The 21,174-nt window shown below is 61.8% G+C and carries 23 protein-coding genes; 16 read left to right on the top strand and 7 right to left on the bottom strand.

What is annotated here, in order from left to right; genetic code table 11:
- On the top strand, positions 1–1,023 hold the full coding sequence (locus GY725_14675) for a zinc-binding dehydrogenase (GenBank protein MCP4005434.1): 1,023 nt from the start codon (positions 1–3) through the stop codon (positions 1,021–1,023).
- A gap of 421 nt (positions 1,024–1,444) precedes the next feature.
- Here the strand turns inward: GY725_14675 and GY725_14670 are convergent, their stop codons facing one another.
- From GY725_14670 to GY725_14660, 3 genes are all read right to left on the bottom strand, one after another.
- The gene (locus tag GY725_14670; GenBank protein ID MCP4005433.1) at positions 1,445–1,948 is read right to left on the bottom strand and encodes a low molecular weight phosphotyrosine protein phosphatase; all 504 of its coding nucleotides are present in this window, start codon (positions 1,946–1,948) and stop codon (positions 1,445–1,447) included.
- 2 nt (positions 1,949–1,950) lie between these two features.
- Positions 1,951–2,859: an MBL fold metallo-hydrolase gene (locus GY725_14665; GenBank protein ID MCP4005432.1), complete on the bottom strand. Its 909-nt coding sequence runs from the start codon at positions 2,857–2,859 to the stop codon at positions 1,951–1,953.
- A 67-nt stretch (positions 2,860–2,926) separates the two neighbouring features.
- Complete coding sequence (locus tag GY725_14660) at positions 2,927–3,652, bottom strand: hypothetical protein (GenBank protein ID MCP4005431.1); 726 nt, start codon at positions 3,650–3,652, stop codon at positions 2,927–2,929.
- Between the two features lie 73 nt (positions 3,653–3,725).
- Here GY725_14660 and GY725_14655 point away from each other — a divergent pair, with 73 nt between their 5' ends.
- From GY725_14655 to GY725_14635, 5 genes are read left to right on the top strand one after another with little or no spacing between them, the layout of a single operon-like run.
- Positions 3,726–4,508 carry an ATP-binding cassette domain-containing protein gene (locus GY725_14655; GenBank protein MCP4005430.1) on the top strand — a complete coding sequence of 261 codons (783 nt, stop codon included), beginning with the start codon at positions 3,726–3,728 and terminating at the stop codon, positions 4,506–4,508.
- On the top strand, positions 4,505–5,281 hold the full coding sequence (locus GY725_14650; protein MCP4005429.1) for an ABC transporter permease: 777 nt from the start codon (positions 4,505–4,507) through the stop codon (positions 5,279–5,281). The genes GY725_14655 and GY725_14650 overlap by 4 nt, the downstream gene beginning before the upstream one ends.
- 20 nt (positions 5,282–5,301) lie before the next feature.
- Entirely contained in the window at positions 5,302–5,766 is a 465-nt protein-coding gene (gene mlaD, locus GY725_14645) for an outer membrane lipid asymmetry maintenance protein MlaD (protein MCP4005428.1), read from the top strand.
- Positions 5,766–6,536: a VacJ family lipoprotein gene (locus GY725_14640; GenBank protein MCP4005427.1), complete on the top strand. Its 771-nt coding sequence runs from the start codon at positions 5,766–5,768 to the stop codon at positions 6,534–6,536. The genes mlaD and GY725_14640 overlap by 1 nt, the downstream gene beginning before the upstream one ends.
- Positions 6,529–7,164 (top strand): ABC transporter substrate-binding protein, encoded by a 636-nt coding sequence (locus tag GY725_14635; protein ID MCP4005426.1) that lies wholly within the window; start codon positions 6,529–6,531, stop codon positions 7,162–7,164. The genes GY725_14640 and GY725_14635 overlap by 8 nt, the downstream gene beginning before the upstream one ends.
- Positions 7,165–7,663: 499 nt before the next feature.
- Here GY725_14635 and GY725_14630 read toward each other — a convergent pair whose 3' ends face one another.
- Positions 7,664–8,482, bottom strand: coding sequence for an SDR family NAD(P)-dependent oxidoreductase (locus tag GY725_14630; protein ID MCP4005425.1), 819 nt, complete (start codon positions 8,480–8,482; stop codon positions 7,664–7,666).
- Positions 8,483–8,568: 86 nt separating this feature from the next.
- Here GY725_14630 and GY725_14625 point away from each other — a divergent pair, with 86 nt between their 5' ends.
- Genes GY725_14625 through dusB form a run of 5 tightly spaced genes read left to right on the top strand, consistent with a single transcriptional unit; the run spans position 8,569 to position 15,341 of the window.
- The gene (locus GY725_14625; GenBank protein MCP4005424.1) at positions 8,569–9,681 is read left to right on the top strand and encodes an acyl-CoA/acyl-ACP dehydrogenase; all 1,113 of its coding nucleotides are present in this window, start codon (positions 8,569–8,571) and stop codon (positions 9,679–9,681) included.
- A gap of 18 nt (positions 9,682–9,699) precedes the next feature.
- Positions 9,700–10,920: an acyl-CoA dehydrogenase gene (locus GY725_14620; GenBank protein ID MCP4005423.1), complete on the top strand. Its 1,221-nt coding sequence runs from the start codon at positions 9,700–9,702 to the stop codon at positions 10,918–10,920.
- Between the two features lie 18 nt (positions 10,921–10,938).
- Positions 10,939–13,383 carry an ATP-dependent DNA helicase gene (locus GY725_14615; protein ID MCP4005422.1) on the top strand — a complete coding sequence of 815 codons (2,445 nt, stop codon included), beginning with the start codon at positions 10,939–10,941 and terminating at the stop codon, positions 13,381–13,383.
- A 27-nt stretch (positions 13,384–13,410) separates the two neighbouring features.
- Positions 13,411–14,163 (top strand): PIG-L family deacetylase, encoded by a 753-nt coding sequence (locus GY725_14610; protein MCP4005421.1) that lies wholly within the window; start codon positions 13,411–13,413, stop codon positions 14,161–14,163.
- Positions 14,067–15,341, top strand: coding sequence for a tRNA dihydrouridine synthase DusB (gene dusB, locus GY725_14605; GenBank protein ID MCP4005420.1), 1,275 nt, complete (start codon positions 14,067–14,069; stop codon positions 15,339–15,341). The genes GY725_14610 and dusB overlap by 97 nt, the downstream gene beginning before the upstream one ends.
- Positions 15,342–15,419: 78 nt before the next feature.
- Here the strand turns inward: dusB and GY725_14600 are convergent, their stop codons facing one another.
- A complete protein-coding gene (locus GY725_14600) occupies positions 15,420–15,641 on the bottom strand; it encodes a helix-turn-helix domain-containing protein (GenBank protein MCP4005419.1) in 222 nt (73 codons plus the stop codon).
- A 231-nt stretch (positions 15,642–15,872) separates the two neighbouring features.
- On the opposite strand from GY725_14600, the gene GY725_14595 reads away from it, so the two are divergent.
- The 4 genes from GY725_14595 to GY725_14580 all read left to right on the top strand — a co-directional run bounded on the left by GY725_14595 (position 15,873) and on the right by GY725_14580 (position 18,559).
- Positions 15,873–16,433, top strand: coding sequence for a class I SAM-dependent methyltransferase (locus GY725_14595; GenBank protein MCP4005418.1), 561 nt, complete (start codon positions 15,873–15,875; stop codon positions 16,431–16,433).
- Positions 16,434–16,491: 58 nt separating this feature from the next.
- Positions 16,492–17,205 (top strand): TVP38/TMEM64 family protein, encoded by a 714-nt coding sequence (locus GY725_14590; protein MCP4005417.1) that lies wholly within the window; start codon positions 16,492–16,494, stop codon positions 17,203–17,205.
- A gap of 134 nt (positions 17,206–17,339) precedes the next feature.
- Positions 17,340–17,654, top strand: coding sequence for a hypothetical protein (locus tag GY725_14585; protein ID MCP4005416.1), 315 nt, complete (start codon positions 17,340–17,342; stop codon positions 17,652–17,654).
- Positions 17,655–17,776: 122 nt separating this feature from the next.
- Positions 17,777–18,559: a hypothetical protein gene (locus GY725_14580; GenBank protein MCP4005415.1), complete on the top strand. Its 783-nt coding sequence runs from the start codon at positions 17,777–17,779 to the stop codon at positions 18,557–18,559.
- A gap of 243 nt (positions 18,560–18,802) precedes the next feature.
- Here the strand turns inward: GY725_14580 and GY725_14575 are convergent, their stop codons facing one another.
- Positions 18,803–19,747 (bottom strand): alpha/beta hydrolase, encoded by a 945-nt coding sequence (locus tag GY725_14575; GenBank protein ID MCP4005414.1) that lies wholly within the window; start codon positions 19,745–19,747, stop codon positions 18,803–18,805.
- A 363-nt stretch (positions 19,748–20,110) separates the two neighbouring features.
- On the opposite strand from GY725_14575, the gene GY725_14570 reads away from it, so the two are divergent.
- Entirely contained in the window at positions 20,111–20,725 is a 615-nt protein-coding gene (locus GY725_14570; protein ID MCP4005413.1) for a YfiR family protein, read from the top strand.
- On the opposite strand, the gene GY725_14565 is transcribed toward GY725_14570, so the two are convergent.
- A complete protein-coding gene (locus GY725_14565; GenBank protein ID MCP4005412.1) occupies positions 20,690–21,172 on the bottom strand; it encodes a DUF420 domain-containing protein in 483 nt (160 codons plus the stop codon). The two genes, GY725_14570 and GY725_14565, sit on opposite strands and share 36 nt — an antisense overlap.
- Positions 21,173–21,174 lie beyond the last annotated feature (2 nt).

Raw genomic sequence — 21,174 nt, 5'->3', positions numbered from 1 at the left:
ATGCGACAGATCTGGATCCCCAAGGCCGGTCCACCCGAAGTTCTCGAACTGCGAGAGGCGGACGACCCCCTGCCGGCGGAAGGCGAGGTCCGCATTCGGGTCGAAGCATCCGGTGTGAATTTCGCGGACCTCATGGGCCGCATGGGCATCTATCCCGATCTGCCAGCGATGCCCGTCGTTCCGGGCTACGAGATCGCGGGCATCGTCGACGCCATCGGACGAGATGTCGGATCCGACTGGCTGGGCCGCGACGTGCTCGCCCTGACACAGTTCGGCGGATACAGCGACGTGATCTGCCTTCCCGAAGTCCAGGTGCACGCGCGTCCCGCCGGTGTGTCCGCACAGCAGGCCGCGGCACTGCCCGTGAACTACCTGACGGCCTATCAGCTGATGGTCGTAATGGGTTCGCTATCGGCCGGTGAAACGGTGCTGATCCACTCGGCGGGGGGCGGCGTGGGAATCGCCGCAATTCAGCTGGCGCGTCACATCGGTGCGCACACGATCGGCACCGCCTCCGCGGGCAAGCACGAGTTCCTCGAATCGATCGGGCTGGACCACGCCATCGACTACCGGAGTGAGGATTTCGAAAAGCGCGTCGCGGAGATCACGCGCGGACGCGGTGTGGAACTGGTGCTGGACGCGGTAGGCGGAAAGAGTTTCGCGAAGAGCTACCGCGCGCTCGCTCCCTCCGGGAGGCTCGGCATGTTCGGAATGTCCGCGAGCGCTCCGGGCAAGCGCCGCAATCGCTGGGGACTCCTGCGTGCGGGATTTCAGATGCCCTGGTTCCGCTTCAACCCACTCGAACTCATGAATTCGAACAAGGGCGTGTTCGGGGTGAACGTGGGACACCTTTGGGAAGAGGTGGATCGCGTTACAGCCTGGCTGGAGACTCTGACCGTTTGCGCCCGCGACGAGGTCATCCAGCCGGTGATCGCGAAGACCTTTCCGTTCGAGCAGGCCGCCGCGGCACACCACTACCTCCACGACCGGGAGAACCTGGGTAAGGTGCTTCTACTGCCCTGAATCGTGATGCGAGTGGAATCTGTTTCCACCTCGTGGGTAATGGTCTTCCACTCTTCCCTGCCTACGCGTGATGGCTTTGGCCGGACCAAATCAGGAAACCTGATGAAACGCAACTACTTGGAATAATTCCCCGCTACCGGCATGCCTCTTGCTGAAGGAGAAGACGGCTCGTGAGAGCAACCGGGGCCGAGACAGGCCCAGTGGAGGACGCCAACAGCGTTAGACGAGGAATTTCCGAGGCTCGATCCAATTGAGTTCTGCTTCTCTTGGAATGGGCTTCTGGTTGCCGACCCGGACGCGGAACCGGTCGGCATAGCTCCAGCGACCCGGGAGGGAGTCGAGGGAGCGGGAGGCCGCCTTCGGGTGGCCTCCCTCTATTTGAGCCCGGGACTGTTCCCGCCGGGAACCCGAAGCTGTCGGATCAGCTCAGGCCGTGATGCCGGCGGAGGTGCTCGAGCAGCCCGCGACACGCGAGTTCGCACAGATCGAAGACGTCGGCGAACCCAGTCGCACCGCCGTAGTAGGGATCCGGTACCGGGGCATCGTCATCCGAGCCCGGATCGAACTTCAGCAAATTGTGCACCCGCGAGCGCGCCTCCACGTCACGGGCGAGTTCACATACATCGTCGTAGCGATTGGAATCGGTCACCAGCACGTAGTCGAAGCGATCGAAATCGGCTGCCTCGAACTGGCGCGCCTCACCCACGAGCTTCAGGCCCCTACGCGCCGCTTCTTCTGTCGAACGCGGGTCGGGCGGATTGCCGGCGTGCCAGGCTCCGGTACCGGCGCTGTCGACTTCGATGACCGCGTCGAGACCCGCTTCGGCCACCAGGTGCCGCATGATGCCCTCAGCGGTGGGCGAACGGCAGATATTGCCCATACAGACGAAGCACACCGAAACGCGCTGACGGGTCGACGTCGTCACTCTCAGGTCGCCAGGTAGCGACCCGGCTCGACCTGTTTCACCCGACCGTCGCGCTCGAGACGGTCCAGGTGTTGCGCCATGCTGCGTCGCTCGACATCTGTAACGAATCCCCCCCCGGCGCCCTTGCGATACACGAATCGATGCTCTGCGACTTCGTCCAGATCGTGGGCTTCAGCCAGATAGGCGAGCAGATTCTGTTCGCGCCTTTCGATCGCGCTCTCGAAGCGGTCGAGTCGCTCGAGGAAAGCTTCGCGACCGTCGAGCACGCCGATGTGATGGGACGTCGCGTAGTAGCGCGCATCGAACTCGCGAATCATGACCAGAGTGCGTTCGAAGGACGCCAGATCAGACCAGGCGTCTCCGTAGTACGGACCAAAGCCCGATAGATCGATATCGGCCAGGAACAACACGTCGTCGGGCTCGATATGCAGCGCACAGTGCCCACGCGTGTGCCCCGGAGTGTGGATCACGCGGATGCGCACGCCACCCCCGAGATCGAATACATCCCCGTCGCGAAACCCGACCGATTCGGGCCGCGGCTCGAAATGGAACGTGTCGACCAGAACTTTGCTGAATTCCTTGAGCGTCGCTTCGGAGTAGCCGTAGATTTTGAGCAGTGCCTCCAGCGATTGGATTCCGGGAAGGTCTTCCTCGTGAAGATGACATCGAACCTCGGGGAAGAGGAAATTCCCGGCGATGTGATCCTCGTGGCAGTGGCTGGCCAGGATACGATCGATGCGCGGTAACGCCTTGTGCCTCGGAATTACATCGAGCGATGGATCGATGATCACGCACTCTTCACGGCCCTGGACCAGAAGTGTGTTCCCCGACGGGTACTTCCCACCGCCGGATCCGAACAGGACCGTCACCGCCCCGATACGGCGTTCTTCTAAAGGCTCAGGTTCACTCACGACCACCACCTTAGCAGGCATTTCTCAACGAGGAGCCAGGCTCTCCGAGTCGGCTGGCGCGGAGAACTCACTCGCGGGGAGAACTCTCGCGCGCGGAGAACTCACTCGCGCGGTTCACGATGTTCATCTTGTTCCAGACCTTCTGCGAGAGACCGTCGACCAGCCCCTGCAAACTGTCGACACCGGCGAGCACCACGGCATCGTTCAGATCCCGCGCGTAGAGCGCTCCGATTTTGGACAGGAGCGCGAGCATCTCGCTGCAGTAGTCCAGGTAGCGACTCAGCTCATAGGAGCTCAGCGAGCGATCGGGAGAAGACTCCGTGTCGGGCCGCTCGCTCTTGGGCGGAGCCGGGTCCTTGGTGAGCTGGTGCATGTCGACGATGTGGGCCATCTCGCGAAGTTCGTGAATCGCCGCAAGCGCCCGCCTGCGCTTGATGCGCAGCTCGAGGCTGGCCAGAAAGACCGCGCCGGCACCGACGATCACGGAGGTGCTCAAAAAAGCTTCTGTGCTTTGCACGAAATCACCGATCGACGGGTCGGCGGTCAGAGGAGCCACGCCGAGGCCTATGCGGATCAGGATCGAGAGAAAGCCCAGGATCAGCAGGCTGACGGCGATTCGCAACACCAGGATCGGGCGACGGATCCAGGCGGTGCGCAGTTCGGCTTTTCGAGCGACACCCAGCACTTCGCCGCAGAACTCACCCAGGTTTGCCTCGGGAAAGCGCTCGACGATCCTCCGCTGAAGGAGTTCGACGGTCTCGATGATTTCGCTCGGATCCAGCTTCTGCGCCATGCGCCTCTCCGCGTTGACCTTTGCCACAGGAATGCGATTAACAAACCCAGGGTTCGCTTCCGGGGGGGGGAACATGACCCAAGTGCCCGATCCGGGCCAGGCTCACGTCGATATCATCAACGTTCGTCTGAAACTGGAAGATCGCGTGATCTTCGACAGTCTGTCCTGTCGATTTCCTCAGGGTGGATTGTCGGTCGTCCTGGGCGCCAGTGGTGCGGGCAAGAGCACCCTGCTGCGCATGATCAGCGGCCTCCAGAAGCCTGACTTCGGCGATATCTGGATCGGCGACGACGAGGTCACCGACCTGAACGAACGGCAGACCCAGCGCGTGCGGCGCAAGATCGGGATGATGTTCCAGGGCGGCGCACTGCTCGACTCGATGAGCGTGTTCGACAACGTGGCACTACCGCTTCGCGAACACACGAACCTGCCCGGGTCGGAGATCGGGGATCGAGTGCGTTCGATGTTCGACTCCGTCGGACTCGAAAACGTGGAGCGCCTGCTGCCGGGTCAACTCTCCGGCGGCATGATGAAACGCGTCGCACTCGCGCGCGCGATGATCACCGAGCCGGAAATCCTGCTCTGTGACGAACCGTTTTCTGGCCTCGATCCAATTGCGGTGCGCCTGATCGAGACCCTTCTGGTGGACGTGAACCAGCGAACCAATGTGACGATGATCCTCACCAATCACAATATTGCGACGACCCTGCGCATGGCGGACGAAGTCGTGTTCGTGGTCGATCGCTCGGCCATCAGCGGACCGGTGAAACAGGTCGATCACAGCCTGGATCCGCGGCTCTATCGTCACCTTCAGGCGGCCGGCTATTCCGCCTTCGAAGCAGAGCCGTCTTCGTGACGACCCCGATTCACACACTCGGCCAGCGCAGTATCGGGCTGATTCAAGGACTCGGCTCGTTCAGCTTGTTTGGCAGTCGGATCCTGCTTTGCTTGTTTACGCCTCCGTTTCGCCCGCGCCGGTTGCTCGACGAGTGCTTCGAGGGCGGATTCATGTCGCTGGCGATCGTCTGTACGTCGGGCGCGGCCGTCGGCATGGTCATGGGCCTGCAGAGCTTCAATGCGCTGTCGCGCTTTGGCGCGGAAGAGAGCATGGGCTCGCTGGTCGGCTTGACCCTGGTGCGGGAACTGGGACCGGTGCTGACGGCGCTACTGGTCATCGGACGCGCCGGTTCCGCCACCGCCGCGGGTATCGGCGCCATGGTGGCAACCCAACAACTCGACGGCCTGCGCATGCTCTCGATCGATCCCATTCACTACGTCGCCGCGCCCAAGGCCGTCGCGCTTACACTCGTGATGCCGTTGCTGTCGGCCCTTTTCATCTGCTTCGCGCTCGCGGGCGGCTATGTGATCGGAGTCCCGGTACTGGGCGTGGACGGTGGCTCCTATCTGACGAGCCTGGAAAGTGCACTGGACTTCTCCGATGATATCCTGGGCAGCCTGCTCAAGGCCTTCGTGTTCGGAATCCTGGTTGGATTGATTGCTACCTATCGCGGCTATACCTCGGAACCCAACTCCGAAGGCGTCAGTCGCGCAACTACCGGAGCGGTCGTCCAGGCGTCGGTTGCGACACTCGTAGTCGACTATGTAATCACCGCGCTCTGGGGCATCTAGGAGTCTGGGGAAGTCAAACCATGCCGAACTCAGCACAACGGGATCTACTCGTGGGCCTCTTCGTTCTGGCCGGTCTTGTGGCCATCGCCTATCTGTCCATCCAGGTTGGGGGCGCCAACTACGCGGGGCCGGGCGGTCTCTCGCTGACGGCGTACTTCGATGAGGTCGGCGGACTCGCCGAACGCGCACCGGTCGTGGTGGGCGGTGTCAAGGTCGGGACCGTGCGCCGGATCGATCTCGACGAAGAGGACTTCCGCGCAATCGTCACCCTGGAAGTAGACGACTCGCTCGAGTTGCCCGACGACACCTCGGCGTCGATCCTGACCGCGGGTGTGCTCGGCGACCAGTATCTGTCGCTGGAACCCGGAGGATCCCCCGATTTGCTGGGGAATGGCGACACGATCACTTATACGCAGGGCGCGGTCGTTCTCGAGCGTTTGATCGGCAAGCTCCTGACGAGCTTTGGCAGCGGAGACGGCGAGTGATGCGAGAGTTCGCGCCGAGACGCTGTGGATGGGTGTTGGCGGTCCTGGCGATATTGGCCAGTGCCTGCGGCTCGACGGCCCCTGAACGGCTGATCACCGAGGAAGCCCAGCAAGAGCAAGCGGACATCGATCCGATCAAAGGCATCAATCGCGGCTTTTTCAACTTCAACGAGACGCTGGATCGCTTCTTCTTGAAGCCGGTCGCCATCGGCTGGAGTTGGATCACTCCCGAGTACTTCCGGGTCCATCTGCAGCAGATGTTCCTGAATCTGAATTTCCCCGGGCAGCTCGTGAACAACCTGCTCCAGGGCGAGGTCAAACAGGCGGGAAGGGATGTGGGCCGTTTCGTGACGAACTCGACGATTGGCATCGCGGGTTTTTTTGATCCGGCCACTGGTTGGGGCATGCCGACGCGCGATGAGGACTTCGGTCAAACCCTGGGAGTCTGGGGGCTCGGTGCCGGCTCATATCTGGTCTTGCCTTTCATGGGACCCAGCGGGCGTCGCGATCTTACGGCCAAGCCGATCGATTGGGTCTTGAATGTGGGCTCATCGCCGCTGTTGCCCGGAGGCAGCGTGCGCCAGATCAACAGTCGCACCCTCGCGCTCGAACAGATCGACGAAGCGCGCAAGGGTGCGCTGGACTTCTACGTGTTTGCGCGCGGTGCGTATCGGCAGAACCGCGAAGCCCAGGTCGCCAATGATCGCAGTGGTGAAAGCACCGAACCGGACGAATCCCTGTACGAACTCGATGAGGAAGAAGATGAGTAGATTTTCACGCTTTGCGGTTGTGGCCATTGGAATTCTGGCGGCTTTGTTCTTTGCCCTGCCCGCCAGCGCAGATCGCGCGGCGGAGGGGCGCGCCTTCCTCGAGAAGACGGTCCATGAATTCCTCGCAATCTTGCGAGCTGAGAGCGTCACTCCCGAGCAGCGACTCGCACAGGTCGAAGCGCTCGCGATCGAGCGCTTCAACCTCGACCGCATGACCAAGCTGGTCCTGGGCAAGAACCGGAGAAAGCTGAGCGAGGCGCAACAGATCGAGTTTCGCGACGAGTTCAAGGAGCATATTGCGCTCACCTACGGAAGCAATCTGGAGTCGTTTTCCGACGAGACCATCGAGATCGGCAAGGCGCGCGTAGAAAAGAACAGCGATGTGACCGTCCAGACCAAGGTCATCGGTGGCGCAGCCGACGGTGTGCTGATCACCTACCGCCTCCACTCCAAGAATGGCGCTCCATGGCGAGTGATCGATGTGGTGATCGAGGGAGTCTCCACGATCCAGAACTTCCGCTCCCAGATCCAGGACATCGTCAGCAACAAGGGCGTAGAGCAGTTGATCGCAATTCTTCGCGAGAAGAACCAGAAGACGGCCACAGCCAATCACGCGGAAGCCCAGTAGGAGATCCGGCGGGCGAGACGCCCACGGATCCGAGGAAACCTCGCATCTCATGGACCCGCAAGCGTCGTGCAAGCTGCAAGGCAAGGCGCTCACAACGCTGGACTTTCGAAATTCCGAGTAGGCGCTTCTGGCATGATTGCCGAAATCTTGCGTGTCTCTTGCATGCTCATTGATGTTAGTCTGTTCCGAGGAAGCTGCGGAATCTCGACTGATTCGACTCAGAAGACTCCGCGTTCCTCGTCGCAGGGTCAAGACCCGCCACAGGGCAGGTGACACTGCGGTCGGTCCCTGCGAGTACTGGAGCAGGGCCGCGATTCGGGCGATCCGCAACACTCGAGCGAATAGGACGCTCCAGGCCAATCTGAACAGAGTTCGCGAACCCACAGGCGGACTGACGCGTTGTCCAGGTTTAGCGAAGGGACCAAGGAAGATCGGGGGCGGTGCCCCGCCCCCGATCGATTCCTCGCTTTGCGCGCACCGGTCCAGTATCCGCGGACTGCTATAGAACCCCACCTCGCCGTCGGTAGATCGTGGCCATGAGGTGTTGCGTGGCATTGGGAAGAGCCCGTTTGAGCCAGTCCGTCAGATAGGACTCGGCACAGATCCGCTGGCGCTGCTTGTTCTTCTCGATCGCCCGGACGATGCGCTTCGCCGCGGCTTCAGGCGACATGCGCGCAGCCTTTTCGAATTGGTCCACGAATTCCGCGTGATTCTCGGGATCGTGCGTGCGCTGACTGCGCACGATGTTGGTCTTCACTCCACCCGGATGCACACTGGTAACTCCGACCCCGGTGCCGGCCAGTTCGGTCCAGAGCGTTTCGCTGAAACCGCGCACCGCAAACTTCGTGGAGCAATAGGCCGCGGACTCGGGCACACCGATGAATCCGAACATGCTCGAAAGATTGACGATATGAGCCTCGTCCTGCTGCTTCAGATGGGGGAGGAAGAAGTGACAGCCGTGCACGACTCCCCAGAAGTTGATCCCGATCACCCACTCGAAGTCTTCGACCGAGATCTCGCCAATGGCACCGCTCGCGTTCACACCCGCGTTATTGGCCAGGATGTGGACGCGCCCGTGCTCGGCCAGCACTTCCTCCGGTAGCTTCGCCATACGTTCGCGATCGGCCACGTCGGCAATATGGGTGGACACCTTGCGCCCACTGGCGCGAGCCCGCTCGGCGGCTTCGTCCAGACCCGCCCGATTCAGATCGACCAGGGCCAGATCGCAACCGCGCCCCGCGAGTTCCAGCGCCAGCGCTCGACCGATCCCACTCGCCCCTCCAGTAATGACCGCCACGCGGTTCTGAAGCTGTTTCATGACAGGAGATTGAGCGCGTTTGATTCTCCGGTCAACACAGGCCAGAATCAGCCTCGCCAAAGTCACAATCTTGACCGGAGACCCCCATGAATTTCGATTTCTCCGATGACCAGAAGCTCCTGCAGAAGACGGCCAGGGACTTTCTGGAGGAGCGTTCCCCTCTCGCCGTGAACCGCAACGTCCTGGAATCCGACCTTCACTACGACGCCGATCTGTGGAGCGCCGCAGCCGAAATGGGATGGCAGGGCGCAACGATCCCCGAAGAGTACGGGGGCGCGGGATTCGGCTATCTGGAACTGGTATTGATCGCCGAGGAAGTCGGACGCTCTCTCGCGCCGATCCCCTTCGACTCATCGGTCTACCTGGCCACCGAAGCCATCCTGCTCGCCGGAAACCCCGAGCAGAAGAAGAATCGCCTTTCAGCTCTCGCCGCGGGCGAAGCCATCGGCACCCTGGCGCTCGCTGAGGGTCGAGGCGAAGTCCACCCGAACAACATCGAGACCCGCTTCGAAGGCGGCAAGCTCACGGGCACGAAGCTCGCGGTGGCGAATGGCAATACTGCGAGTTTCGCGATCGTCGCAGCCAAAGCGGGCGACGGAGTGGCTCTCGCGCTGGTCGACCTGAGTGCTGACGGCGTCACGCGCAGTCCAGTCGATTCAATCGACCCGACTCGTTCGATCGCGAACATCGAGTTCAAGAATACGCCTGCAGAGCCACTCGGCGACGCCGGACAGGGCTGGGAGGTCCTCCAGCGAGTGCTCGATCGCGGCGCGATCATGCTGGCCTTCGAACAGCTCGGCGGCGCGAGCCACGTGCTCGAACTGACCAAGGACTTCACGATGGGTCGCTACGCTTTCGGCCGACCGATCGCCAGCTTCCAGGCGATCAAGCATCGGCTCGCCGATCTCTACGCAGCCGTCGAACTCGCCAAGTCGAACTGCTTCTACGGTGCGTGGGCGCTCTCGACGGACTCGGACGAACTGGGCATCGCAGCGTGCAATGCGCGCGTCTCGGCTTCGACCGCTTTCGATCTAGGCGCCGTCGAGATGATCCAGATGTACGGCGGCGTCGGCTACACATGGGAGTACGACTGCCACCTGTTCTACCGCCGCGCGAAGCACGACTCGGTCGTGCTCGGTTCGCCGGCAGAGTGGCGAGAAAAGCTGGTCCAGCGCCTCGTGGCCAAGAACGCGGCCTGAGCGCAAGGAGGAATAGACATGGATTTCAACGACACACCTGAAGAAGCTGAGTTCCGCGCAGAAGCACGGACCTTCCTGGACAAGCACGTCCGCCCCCTCAAGCCGGGCGAAACAGCGGGCGGAGTCCTGGAGCGCGATGATCCGGAAATCGTGAAGCAGGCCAAGGAATGGCAGGCCTGCAAGAAGGACAACGGTTGGGCCTGCCTGACCTGGCCGAAGGAATTTGGCGGCCGCGCGGTCGCATCCAACCTCAACGTGGTCTGGAACCAGGAAGAGGGCAAGTACGCCACGGCCGCAAATATCTTCGGCATCGGTATCGGCATGCTCGGACCGACGATCATGGCCCACGGAACCGATGCGCAGAAGAGCCAGCATCTGGAGAGGATGGCGCGCGGTGACGATGTCTGGTGCCAGTTGTTCAGCGAGCCTTCCGCCGGTTCCGATCTTGCGGGTCTGCGCACGAGCGCCGTCAAGGACGGCGACGACTGGCTGCTGAACGGTCAAAAGATCTGGACGACCGGCGCTCAGTTCAGTGAGTGGGGCATGATCGTCACACGCACCGATCCCAATGTGGCCAAGCACGCAGGGCTGACGTACTTCATCGTCGACATGAAGTCGCCGGGTATCGAGATCCGTCCGATCAAACAGATCAACGGCGACAGCGGTTTCAATGAAGTCTTCTTCAGCGACACACGCGTTCCGGACTCGAATCGCGTCGACGCCGTTGGCAATGGTTGGGCCGTCGCCCTCACCACGCTCATGAACGAGCGTTCTTCGATCGGCGCAGGCGGCGGAGGAATGCGGGCAGAAGACCTGATTCGTCTGGCGCAGGACTGCACATTGAATGGTCGCCCGGCGATCGAGGATTCGGCCGTCCGCCAGAAGATCGCCAACTTCTATGTGAACGCATCGGGCTTGAAGTACACCGGTTACCGCACCCTGACCGCGCTTTCGCGTGGTACGACGCCGGGCCCGGAGTCCTCGATCGGAAAGATGGTCGGCGCTCCAATGGCCCAGGAACTGGGCTCGTTCGCAACCGAACTCATGGGTATCACCGGTTCGCAGATTTCCGGCCCACAGGAGACCTACCTGGGCTCGCCGGGTCTGAGAATCGCCGGAGGCACCGACGAGATCCTGCGCAATATCCTGGCGGAGCGGGTGCTTCGCCTTCCGCCGGAACCGCGCATGGACAAGAAGGTCGCGTTCCGCGAGATCCCCACGGCACCGCCTGGTAAGTAACTCGATAGGTCCGCGCCGTTGATCGCATTCGACGAGACGGCGCGGACCCTTCATCTTTCGATCGAGGATCTGCTCGACTCGGGCCCTCATCGCCCCTGGGACGATGAGATCGATCCGGGCCGCGAAGCGCTCGCGGCAGACGCGCTATCGCAGTACCTGGATCACGTAGCACCGCAAGGATACCTGGCGAGCACTCGCATCGCTTTCGAGTTTGCCTGGCGCGAATACACGGTACACCTCGACGGCGTGGCCGACGGTCTTTTCGAGACTTCCTCGGGCGAAGTGGTCGAAGTCGTACGCTGCGTGCCTGCCTCCGGTGGACCTGAGCGTGCCATCGAGCGCGCCGGTCTGCTGTGTCTCTTGCGTTCCCGGACCGGCCACGAGGTCCATAAAGGCCGGGTCGCAGAACTCTCGATGCTCGAAACGAGAACCACATTCATCGATGTCGCGTTCTCGACCTCTGCCTACGGACGCACACTCGAAGAGCGCCTGGATCGCATCGAACGGGAGAGCCTGGGCGTGCGCAGTCGTGCCCGGACGCGCACGGGTTTCGCCGCAGAACTCCCGTTCCCCTTTGACGAGATCCGCCCCGGTCAAGACATAATAATGAGCGACGTCGAAGGGGCGGCGGCCTCTGGACTGATGATGCTGTGCTCGGCCCCGACCGGCATTGGCAAGACGGCGGCCGTACTGCATCCCATGTTGCGCCGTGCGCTACTCGAAGATCGCAAGATCTTCTTCGTGACTTCGAAGGTATCACAGCAGAAACTCGCACTCGAAACTCTGGGACGCATGCTACCGCCACACTCCGGGGCCTTCGCGGTGCAGATTTCCGCGCGCGAGCGCATCTGCCCGATCGACGAACACGGTTGCTTGCCCGGACGCTGTCCGCAGATGCGGCGTTTCAGCGAACGCCTGGACGAATCCGGTCTCTTGCACGACCTGGCGGAACTGGGCGTCGCGGATGCGGACGCGATCTCACATCACTCGAACCTGGCCGATCTCTGCCCCTTCGAAGTCGGGCTGGAACTCACCCTCGATGCGAGCGTGGTCATCGGTGACTTCAACTACGTCTTCGATCCCAATGTGTACCTGCGTCGTTTCTTCGACGAGAGCTACGCGCAGCACCTGCTCGTCGTTGACGAAGCCCACAATCTCCCCGCGCGCGCGCAGGACTACTACTCTCCGCAACTCGACCTCGGCACTCTTTCTGCACTTGCACAACGCTGCGAGACTCTGCGCGCACACGCGTACCGAGGTATCGCCCAACTCTTACGCGATGTCGTAGCCCACTGCACAATATTCGCGGAGACTCTTGCGGCGGTTCGCGGTGATGCCGCACCCTGGGTCGAAGCTCCTGAACGGGAATTCTGGGAATCCCTGAGCACTCGCGTCGCCGGCGCAGCACTCGACTACCACGCGCAGATCGCGACCGACGGCCGACCCGAGTCACTCGCGCCGGGCTTCGCTGCGCAGAATCGCTTCGCTCGCTCGAATACGCTTCCGGGCGCTACTGGGGAGCCTCGCCCGCGCGATCCGATCCGCACAGCTCTCGGTGCAATTCGCGATTTTTGCCGATTCTCTCAGGGAGACCCGGAGCGCACGGCTGCACTCTGGACAGCGACCAGCGCACGACTGCTGTGTCTGGATCCAGCGCCGCGCATCGCCGAGCGCCTGCAGGGATTTCACGCGGCGGTCTGCATGAGCGCCACGCTTCATCCAGCGGACTTCTACACGCGCGCACTGGGCATCCAGGGGCCCGAAACGGTGCAACTCGACCTCCCTTCGCCATTCCCCGCCTCGAATCGCCTGCTACTGAGCGTTCCTGACATCGACACGACCTATCGAAGGCGCTCCGAAGATGCTCCGCGGGTCGCCGAAATACTGGAGCGCTGCATGTCGAAGCGGCGGGGTAATTACCTGGCGTTCTTCAGCAGCTTCGCCTATCGCGACGAAGTCATGCAGCACCTGACTCGCAGCGTGGCGCGAGTGCTCGTACAGATTCCGGGCATGCCCACCGCCCCTTTCCTGAACCAACTCGAAAAGAACGAGGACGAGACCCTTTTGCTGTGTGCGGTACATGGGGGTGTGTTCTCGGAAGGGGTCGATTACCCCGCGCACATGGCCATCGGCGTTTTCGTAATCGGCCCCGGACTTCCGGCCGTGAGTCTCGAGCGCGAACTGATTCGCGAATACTACGAGCACGAGCGCGGCTCGGGCTTCGAACACGCCTATGTCGCTCCGGGTATGAATCGCGTGGTACAGGCCGGGGGTCGTGCGGTGCGCACGCCGACCGACCGCGCAGTCATCGTCCTGATGGGGAGGCGTTTTGGCGAACCGGCCTATCGCGAGCGCATGCCGGCCTGGTGGCAGCAGGAGATCATCGTTGCCGACGACCCTGCGGCCGAGATCGAGGCGTTCTGGCAGCGAGGTCGGAAGACTGAAGACCGTGCTGGCGGCTGAGCCAACCGCCTCGTACCCTCCCCGCCCATGCTGATTCCGATTCCAGATCTGAGCCGGGCCCGTCGCCTGCTTTGTATCCAACCGCACTACGATGACAATGACATCGGCGCCGGAGGCACGATCGCGCGACTCGCTTCCGAAGGCGCGGAGGTTTTCTACGTTACCGCCACTGACGACCTCGTCGGCGTACTGGACCAGAGCCTCTCGGAGGCTGCAGCCACCGAGCAGTTACGCGCGGAACAACACGAGGCCGGCGAAGCGATCGGCGTGTGTGAACAAACCTGGTTGGAATATCCCGATGCGGGTGTCTACGATTACTTCGAAATCCGCGCGCGACTGATCGGACAGATTCGCCGGGTGAAACCCGACTTTGTTTTCAGCGTGGATCCCTGGGTGCCCTACGAGGCCCACGGAGATCACACGCGGGTCGGACGCGCAACGGCGGAAGCCTGTCTGCTTCACGCGCACAAACGTCTGCCGTCGTCGGATCCGGAAGTAGATCGAGCTTACGAACCCTACTCTCTTGCAGGCGTCGCTTTCTACTTCACTGCGCGACCAAATCTCGTCTTCGACATCAGTAATACCCGGGAGTCCAAACACCGGGCGATCGATGCGTACCGCGCTCAGTTCACGGCGGAATCACTGGCAGTCGTTCACGCCGGACTCGATGTGAAGGAGCGCCAATGGGCGGCGCAAGAATCGTTTTCCCACGGCGAAGCGCTCAAGGTACTGCATCCGGCTCATCTGCACGTGAACCCCGACGCGGACGAGATGTTTTGACCAGCTACGCGACCAGTGATCTGAACCGAAACATCGCGGTCGCTGCACCCGGGGAGTTTTCACCGGTCGCAATCGGAGGACTGTCGGTATGGCCTCCGGTCGTACTTGCGCCCATGGCCGGCGTGACCAACGCGCCCTTTCGCCTGCTGTGTGGCCGTTTCGGTGCAGGCCTGTACGTAAGCGAAATGATCACCGCACGCGCGCTGGTCGAAGGACACTCTCGGACTCTGAAACTGGCGGGCTTCAGCCCCGAAGAAAAGCCGCGCAGCCTACAACTCTACGGCGTCGATCCGCACTACACAGGCAAGGCGGTCGCCAGGCTGGTCGGTGAAGGCCTGGTCGACCACATCGACATGAATTTCGGCTGTCCGGTGCGCAAGGTCACCCGACGCGGCGGTGGCGCGGCCCTGCCCGTGAAGCGGGGACTGTTGCGCAGCATCGTACGCGCGGCGGTACAGGCGGCGGGGACGGTGCCGGTCACGATCAAGTTCCGCCTCGGCATCGACGACGAACACCCGACCTTCCTCGAGGCCGGGCGCATCGCCGAAGGCGAAGGCTGCGCAGCCGTTGCCCTGCACGCGCGCACGGCTGCCCAACTCTACGATGGCGAAGCTCGCTGGGCCGCGATCGCCGAACTCAAGCAACACGTGACGCGGATTCCGGTCCTGGGCAATGGCGATGTATGGGAGGCACGAGATGCCCTGCGCATGATGCGCCAGACCGGTTGCGATGGCGTGGTGGTCGGCCGGGGCTGCCTGGGCCGACCCTGGCTATTCCGCGATCTGGCCGATGTGTTCGAAGGTCGTGAGCCGCAAACACCTCCGACGCAGGGGCAGGTCGCGGATATCATGCTCGAGCACGCGCGCTTGCTCGCGAAATGGTTCGACGAAGACTACGCGATGCGCGGTTTCCGCAAACACGCCGCCTGGTACACGAAGGGCTTTCCCCAGTCGAAACCGTTGCGTCGGGACCTGATGCGGATCAGCTCACTCGAGAATCTGGTGAGCGTCCTGGGCGACATCGAGCGCGAGACACCATTCCCGCCCAGCGCGGTGCGCGTTCCTCGTGGAAAATCGGCGGGTACCCAGCGTGTGGTCCTGCCCGAGGGTTGGCTCGACGACCCGAACGATATGACACCGCTACCCGAAGACGCCGGAGATGCGGTCTCGGGTGGGTGACCTGCGAAGACCCGCAAATCCGCAGGGAACGGGGCGCCGGTCCCCGCCGGGACCGGTCCCCATACCCCTGAGTGAGCCTCAGACGTTGATCGTCGGGCTGGGCTGGGCTGGTGTGGAAGCGGCCGAGGTCGTCCCCAACTCGCCCAGAGCCACGCCGGGAAGGTCGCTAGACGGGATGCGCCACTGCTTGCCGATGCGAACGGCGCCGATCTGGCCCGACTCGATCAGCCGGTAGACGGTACGTGCCGAAATTCGCAGGAAATCCGCTGCTTCACGAACGGTGATCAGATTGTCCGACATTTGAAACCCCCTCCTATTACCGACTCTGTGGCCGGAAGCCGTCAACTGGTGCCGTAACCCCGCTCTGGGTATCAGAGCCGGTCAGCACCGCCCGGCATGCAATCTCTTCGACAGCTTCGCCACTTGCTTGAGCCCTATTTCGATTCATTTGCGACTGGTTGATTTGAATCATGCCTTTGGTATGCCTCTCTGCACTACGATCAGGACCGCCGAACAGTGGCGGGGGAGCAGATGGATCGGGAGTACTTCCAGAATTACTGCGGACATGGCGCCTACGCGGAGAACTACCTGTTCCACAGCGGAATCGAGCACTGCATCTCGATTTTCAGGCGATTGGATATCCGCGTGAAATCAGTCGTCGTTCTGGGCGCTGCGACTGGCGAGATCCTGAGCCACTTCGAGGACAGCTGGGGTGTGAAGCCATACGGTTGCGAGATCAGCCGCTGGGCCCACGAGCGCATTGCGACGCGCTTCCGGGCGCGGGTGAAGTGCTCGGACATGCGCGATTTCGTGCCCTCACTGCTGGACTCCCGAAAGAGCTTCGACCTGATCTTCTCGAACTCTCTGGTGTACCTGGAAGCCGCTGAGATTCCGGGCTTCCTCGAGGATTGCAGCCGCATCGCGGGTCATTTCCACTTCTTCAGCAGCACGCGCGAGGATTACGAACCCGGGGACCGCTACCGAGTCACACTCAAATCCTCGGCCTGGTGGAAGGCGGCTTTTCGGAAGGCGGGGTTCTCGCCAACACGCAGTCCCTACGTGTTTCGTTCTGAGCGCCGCGGCTGCTGGTAATCCGGAAACCCTTGGAGCCCCCGGAACGTATCAAGGGTGAACTGAGACAAAGGCAAGCATGACGCAGAGTGATACCCCAGAGACTCCAGCCAAGAATTCTGCCCTCCACTGGGTCCTGGTAGGAATCGCCAGCATCGCGGCGATCCTCGTGATGCGCAGATTTGCCGGTGCCTATCTAGAGGACTTCAAGATCTGGGTACAGACCCTCGAAGCCTGGGGGCCCATCGTCTTCATCATTGGCTATGCCCTTGCCACGGTCGCCTTCGTTCCCGGCGTCGTACTCACATTGGCCGCCGGGGCGATCTTCGGCGTGATTTCGGGAACCGCCTGGGTACTGATCGGCGCGACTCTCGGTGCCTGCGGTGCCTTTCTCGTTGCCCGCTATTTTGCGCGCAAACCGATCGAAGCAAGGATTGCCGGAAACCCGAAGTTCGCAGCCATCGATCACGCGATTGCAAAGGAAGGGCTCAAGATCACGTTCCTGTTGAGGCTCTCTCCGGTATTCCCCTTCAACCTGCTGAACTACTCACTGGGACTCACGCGCGTGAGCTTCATGGACTACGCAATCGCCTCGATCGGCATGCTTCCCGGCACTCTGCTGTACGTATACCTGGGTTCATTGGCCGGACTCGCCGCGAGCGGCGGGGAAGAAAAGAGCCCACTCGAATGGGCGTTTCTTGCCTTCGGTCTGCTCATGACTGTAGCGGTCACGGTCCTGGTCACGCGTACGGCCAGACGAGCACTGGACGAGGCAACGGTGGAAACAGACTGACCACCACTCCCTTTGGCTTCCGCTTGTTGCGCGTCTTTGACCCGCAACAAGCCTCGGCAAGCGCTTTACCGGCCGTTTCAGGCATGGCGCGCACCTTGCACATCTCCTCTGCCGTACCCGAGCGAGGAGAGCGAATGATTTCACCGACCCCCAGACAGCAAGCAGGTTATCTGCGACGCCTCGTGCGCCGCGGTGAGCTCCAGATCGTGGACCCGAAGACGGGCCATCCCGTGCAGGCACTGATCGAAATCGACGGAGACACAGTCCGCTTGACGCCGGTCATACCGCGTCAGATCTCAGATCTCGACGAGATGCGATCTAGTTCGGGTTGGAATGCGTTGATGGAACGCTTGCGCGCAACTACGAGTTTTGAAGAGGCAGAAGAGATCATTTGCGCGGTGGAGTTCGAACACCGCAAGACGGCTCTGGTCGAAGGAATCCGCGGGTGATGTGCAACTCCCGCCACCAGATCGCACGACCCGCCACTCATATTCCGTAGAGGTTTCGCCGTACTTGCTTTTCCGCAGGTGCGTGCATTTCTGAATTGCTGCACTTGTAGGGAGATGGTCCAATGTTGCAGAAGAGATTTGTCTTTCAGCTGATGCTAGGTGCATTCTTGGCTCTTTGCGCGCAGCCAGCGATGGCTGTGACGACGGGGGCTCCGACGCTTCCCGCGGGTTACGGTTCCGATGACGGAACTCACCTATGGAGCCCCACGGGCACGAGCGTGATATCGCTTGAACTCTTCGACGAGGCGAGCTTCGCTCCTGGATCAGAATTCGGCTTCTTTTTCGGATCCTCTCCGAGCACGCTGATTCCCGTCTTCAGCTCTGCGACGCCGAGCGAGCAGGCGGAAATCGTTCTCTACCGAGGCATGGTGCAGAATGCAGCGGCTACGGTGCCGAGTTCATTCTTCGACCCGACGCCGTATCACCTCGGTGATCCGATCGGCTTCTACCTGAGAATCGACACGAGCAGCGGACCGCTCGTCCTGCACTCGGTACCGGGGCTCAATGCCGGCCTGGTGGATGCAGTGGCCACACACGCTTCAGGCGACGGCGAGAGCTACGTTCTGGTCTTCGAACACGAAGGAACGACCGTGGCCATGAACCTGGTGACTGGCGTGGTATCGCACACCGTGGGTGAAGTCGGCGGAGGCGAGAGCGGAGGCGGCGGACCCCGTCCTCAGGACGATTACGATTGCAATGAACTCGGCATATGCGGCGGCGGCGGCTCGAGCAACCCGGTTCCCGAGCCCGAAGCCTTGTTGGCCTTCCTGATCGGCCTGGCCATCGTAGTGACCGGCATCGACAGCACGCGGGTTCGCGCTCTGCTGGTCACGAAGCAGGACTAAACACTCTGGAGTCTCCCTGTCGCGGAGTCCATCGCATGGACTCCGCGACGGAGATTCTCATGGGGCCCCTGCCCCAGCCTTGACGTTACCCGCCCTCCCCGCTTCGCTCAGAGCCTCGCGCGCCAGCGCGACCCCGGATCCCATCTCGCGGCTTGCTGCTCGAGACTTCTCCTGGCCCAGACCACATCGCTACACGCCAAACCCGGCGACCGGCTGCTCGAATTCAAGGCCTGGCGCCGACACTCAGGCGTCCGGGAACGTGCGCTTCAACCAATCGATGATCAGGGCGTTGATCTCGTCGGGCTTCTCTTGCTGGGACCAGTGGCCACATCCCGGAATCAGGTGCTTCTCCAGATTGGGTACGTAAGCCTCCATGCCGTCTGCAAGTGAAGGCGGCAGCGCCAGGTCGTCTGCTGCCGATAGCATCAAACCGGGTGCTGTGACGAGTTGTTCGACTCCGGCCGTCAACTCCCAGTTGCGATCGAGGTTGCGATACCAGTTGATCCCTCCGGTAAACCCGCTGGCTTCGAACGCGCGTATGTACACATCCATATCTTCGCTCGAGAGCAAGGCTGTTCCTCGCATGGGTTCAGCCCGCACGATCTCGACCATGTTCCGGACCGGCGCCCCCGTGTCGAGCTCGGCCGGGTCGAGCTTGCGCATCAGAGCTTCAAACACCCGCGGCACATCCGACGCAAGCTCGACATCGGCCTCACCCGGCTTCTGGAAGTGCACAATGTAGAAGTTCCCGCCCAGGGTCTGGCGCATCAGCTCGATCGGGGCCGCTGGTCCGCGCGGCAGAAACGGAGTGTTCACACCGATCAAACCGGCGACGCGATCGGGATGCAAAAGAGGCAGTTGCCAGGTGACGATGCCTCCCCAGTCGTGCCCGCAGAACACCGCCTTTTCGATCTCGAGCGCATCGAGTAGACCGATCAGATCTCCGGTCAGGTGCACCAGATCGTAGTCCTCGATTCGCGGAGGCCGATCGGTAGCACCATAGCCGCGCTGATCAGGCGCGATCGCTCGGTAGCCGGCCCCCGCCAGCGCATCGACCTGGTGCCGCCAGGAGTAGGCCAGCTCCGGAAATCCGTGAGAAAACACCACGGGCAGGCCCTCGCCGCGCTCGTAGACTGCCATGCGGATTCCATTGCTCTGGATCATGCGGGCATCGGGAAAGGCGCTCATCGAATCTCCTTCCGTTTCGTCTGCATCGCCTTTTTCCAGTGGACTTCAAACCCGCTTCAGGGGTCAAGTCGATCGAAAAGTGCGCGCGTTGTTATGGAAACGGAGCGCCTATCCGGCCGCACGCCTGCCAGACTCGACGAAGATGCCAGACGCGTCAGGTTTTCGAACCCACCGGCCGCCGACCGGCGGCGAAATGTCCCGATGCCTCTCGTGTGTCCCTGACTGACCCGCAAGTCAGAGCCGTTTCACTAGCAGTTCACGATTAGAAACCGCGTGCCGATTGATCTTTTCAGGAGGAAAGCCTTGCTCGGCTGCACAAGACGAGTGCGTCCCGGCACCTGTTCGCAGGACAGCGGTGCACAGGTGCGTCCACGGTACGCCGGTAGCCGACATTTCCTGCACCTGGCCCTTGCGGTCCTGTCGCTCCTTTTCGCCGTCCTTCCCACTCGAAGTCTCGCGGAACCCGACAACACGCGCGAATACCGGCTGAAAGCAGCCTTCGTCTACAACTTCACGAAATTCATTCGCTGGCCGGAAACGGCCTCGGCAGGCTCAGATGAAAACGTGGTCCTCTGTGTCCTGGCCGAAGAGTCCATCGATCAGATCGTGCGCAGCACCGTCGAAGGAAAACCCGTTCGCGGCAACCCCGTCACAGTGCGAACCCTTGCCGCCGGCAGTACTGCGGAGACGTGCCACCTGGTATTCGTGAGCCAATCGCGTCGCAAGCATATCAAGACACTCGACCGACGGGCCAAGGAGAGTGGACTCCTGATCGTGAGCGAAGCGAAGGCGTTCGGACAGGGCCAGGCGATGATCAATCTGGTGGTCGAGGAGAACAAGGTCCGCTTCGAGATCAATATGGGCGCGACCGACGGTGCGGGACTGCGAATCAGCTCCAAGTTGTTGAAACTCGCCCTGATTGTGGGAGAGGCAGATGATGCCTCAGAGGCGCGCGTACATCCCGTAGAGCACGACTAGCGCAGCGGTCAACCCCAGGACCCCCGATCCGATCGAAGTCCAGCCAGCGTATCTGTGCCAGCGAACTCGTCGAGCGAAGTGCGGGGAATCGTCATCTGGCTGCTTCTCGGGATCCATGGCGGGAGCCGCGAGTTCCAGACGCGTGGCCAGATAGTACGCAACTCCCCCCGCAAGGAGCATTGCGGCCACACAGGTCTCGTGGAAACGCAGTGTGTAGATATGGATAGACGTCCAGAGTTCGAGTTGCTCGCGCCCGAGCAGGAGCGCCTTGAACAGGTATGAGACCAGAAATGCAATTACGAGGCTGCCGCCAGTGAGCATCCGACGGCGATGCAGGGCGACGTGTCGGCGACGGATGTCACGAACGCCAATCAATCCGAACCCGATGATCAGCGTCATGTTCAGGAAGGCCGCGGTCCAATAGATCGCTTTCGAGTACGCATCCACGA

Source organism: bacterium (genome assembly GCA_024226335.1).
GTDB lineage: Bacteria > Myxococcota_A > UBA9160 > SZUA-336 > SZUA-336 > JAAELY01.
The sequence above is the reverse complement of the archived record's forward strand: the minus strand, read 5'-3'. Positions and strand labels throughout refer to the sequence as shown.

Coding starts and splice junctions, on each gene's coding strand:
- GY725_14595 (MCP4005418.1), top strand. CDS start 15,873: ATGGATCGGGAGTACTTCCAGAATTACTGCGGACATGGCGCCTACGCG.
- GY725_14660 (MCP4005431.1), bottom strand. CDS start 3,652: ATGGCGCAGAAGCTGGATCCGAGCGAAATCATCGAGACCGTCGAACTC.
- GY725_14600 (MCP4005419.1), bottom strand. CDS start 15,641: ATGTCGGACAATCTGATCACCGTTCGTGAAGCAGCGGATTTCCTGCGA.
- GY725_14640 (MCP4005427.1), top strand. CDS start 5,766: ATGCGAGAGTTCGCGCCGAGACGCTGTGGATGGGTGTTGGCGGTCCTG.
- GY725_14630 (MCP4005425.1), bottom strand. CDS start 8,482: ATGAAACAGCTTCAGAACCGCGTGGCGGTCATTACTGGAGGGGCGAGT.
- GY725_14635 (MCP4005426.1), top strand. CDS start 6,529: ATGAGTAGATTTTCACGCTTTGCGGTTGTGGCCATTGGAATTCTGGCG.
- mlaD (MCP4005428.1), top strand. CDS start 5,302: ATGCCGAACTCAGCACAACGGGATCTACTCGTGGGCCTCTTCGTTCTG.
- GY725_14575 (MCP4005414.1), bottom strand. CDS start 19,747: ATGAGCGCCTTTCCCGATGCCCGCATGATCCAGAGCAATGGAATCCGC.
- GY725_14590 (MCP4005417.1), top strand. CDS start 16,492: ATGACGCAGAGTGATACCCCAGAGACTCCAGCCAAGAATTCTGCCCTC.
- GY725_14585 (MCP4005416.1), top strand. CDS start 17,340: ATGATTTCACCGACCCCCAGACAGCAAGCAGGTTATCTGCGACGCCTC.
- GY725_14625 (MCP4005424.1), top strand. CDS start 8,569: ATGAATTTCGATTTCTCCGATGACCAGAAGCTCCTGCAGAAGACGGCC.
- GY725_14580 (MCP4005415.1), top strand. CDS start 17,777: ATGTTGCAGAAGAGATTTGTCTTTCAGCTGATGCTAGGTGCATTCTTG.
- GY725_14675 (MCP4005434.1), top strand. CDS start 1: ATGCGACAGATCTGGATCCCCAAGGCCGGTCCACCCGAAGTTCTCGAA.
- dusB (MCP4005420.1), top strand. CDS start 14,067: ATGGGCGGCGCAAGAATCGTTTTCCCACGGCGAAGCGCTCAAGGTACT.
- GY725_14655 (MCP4005430.1), top strand. CDS start 3,726: ATGACCCAAGTGCCCGATCCGGGCCAGGCTCACGTCGATATCATCAAC.
- GY725_14620 (MCP4005423.1), top strand. CDS start 9,700: ATGGATTTCAACGACACACCTGAAGAAGCTGAGTTCCGCGCAGAAGCA.
- GY725_14610 (MCP4005421.1), top strand. CDS start 13,411: ATGCTGATTCCGATTCCAGATCTGAGCCGGGCCCGTCGCCTGCTTTGT.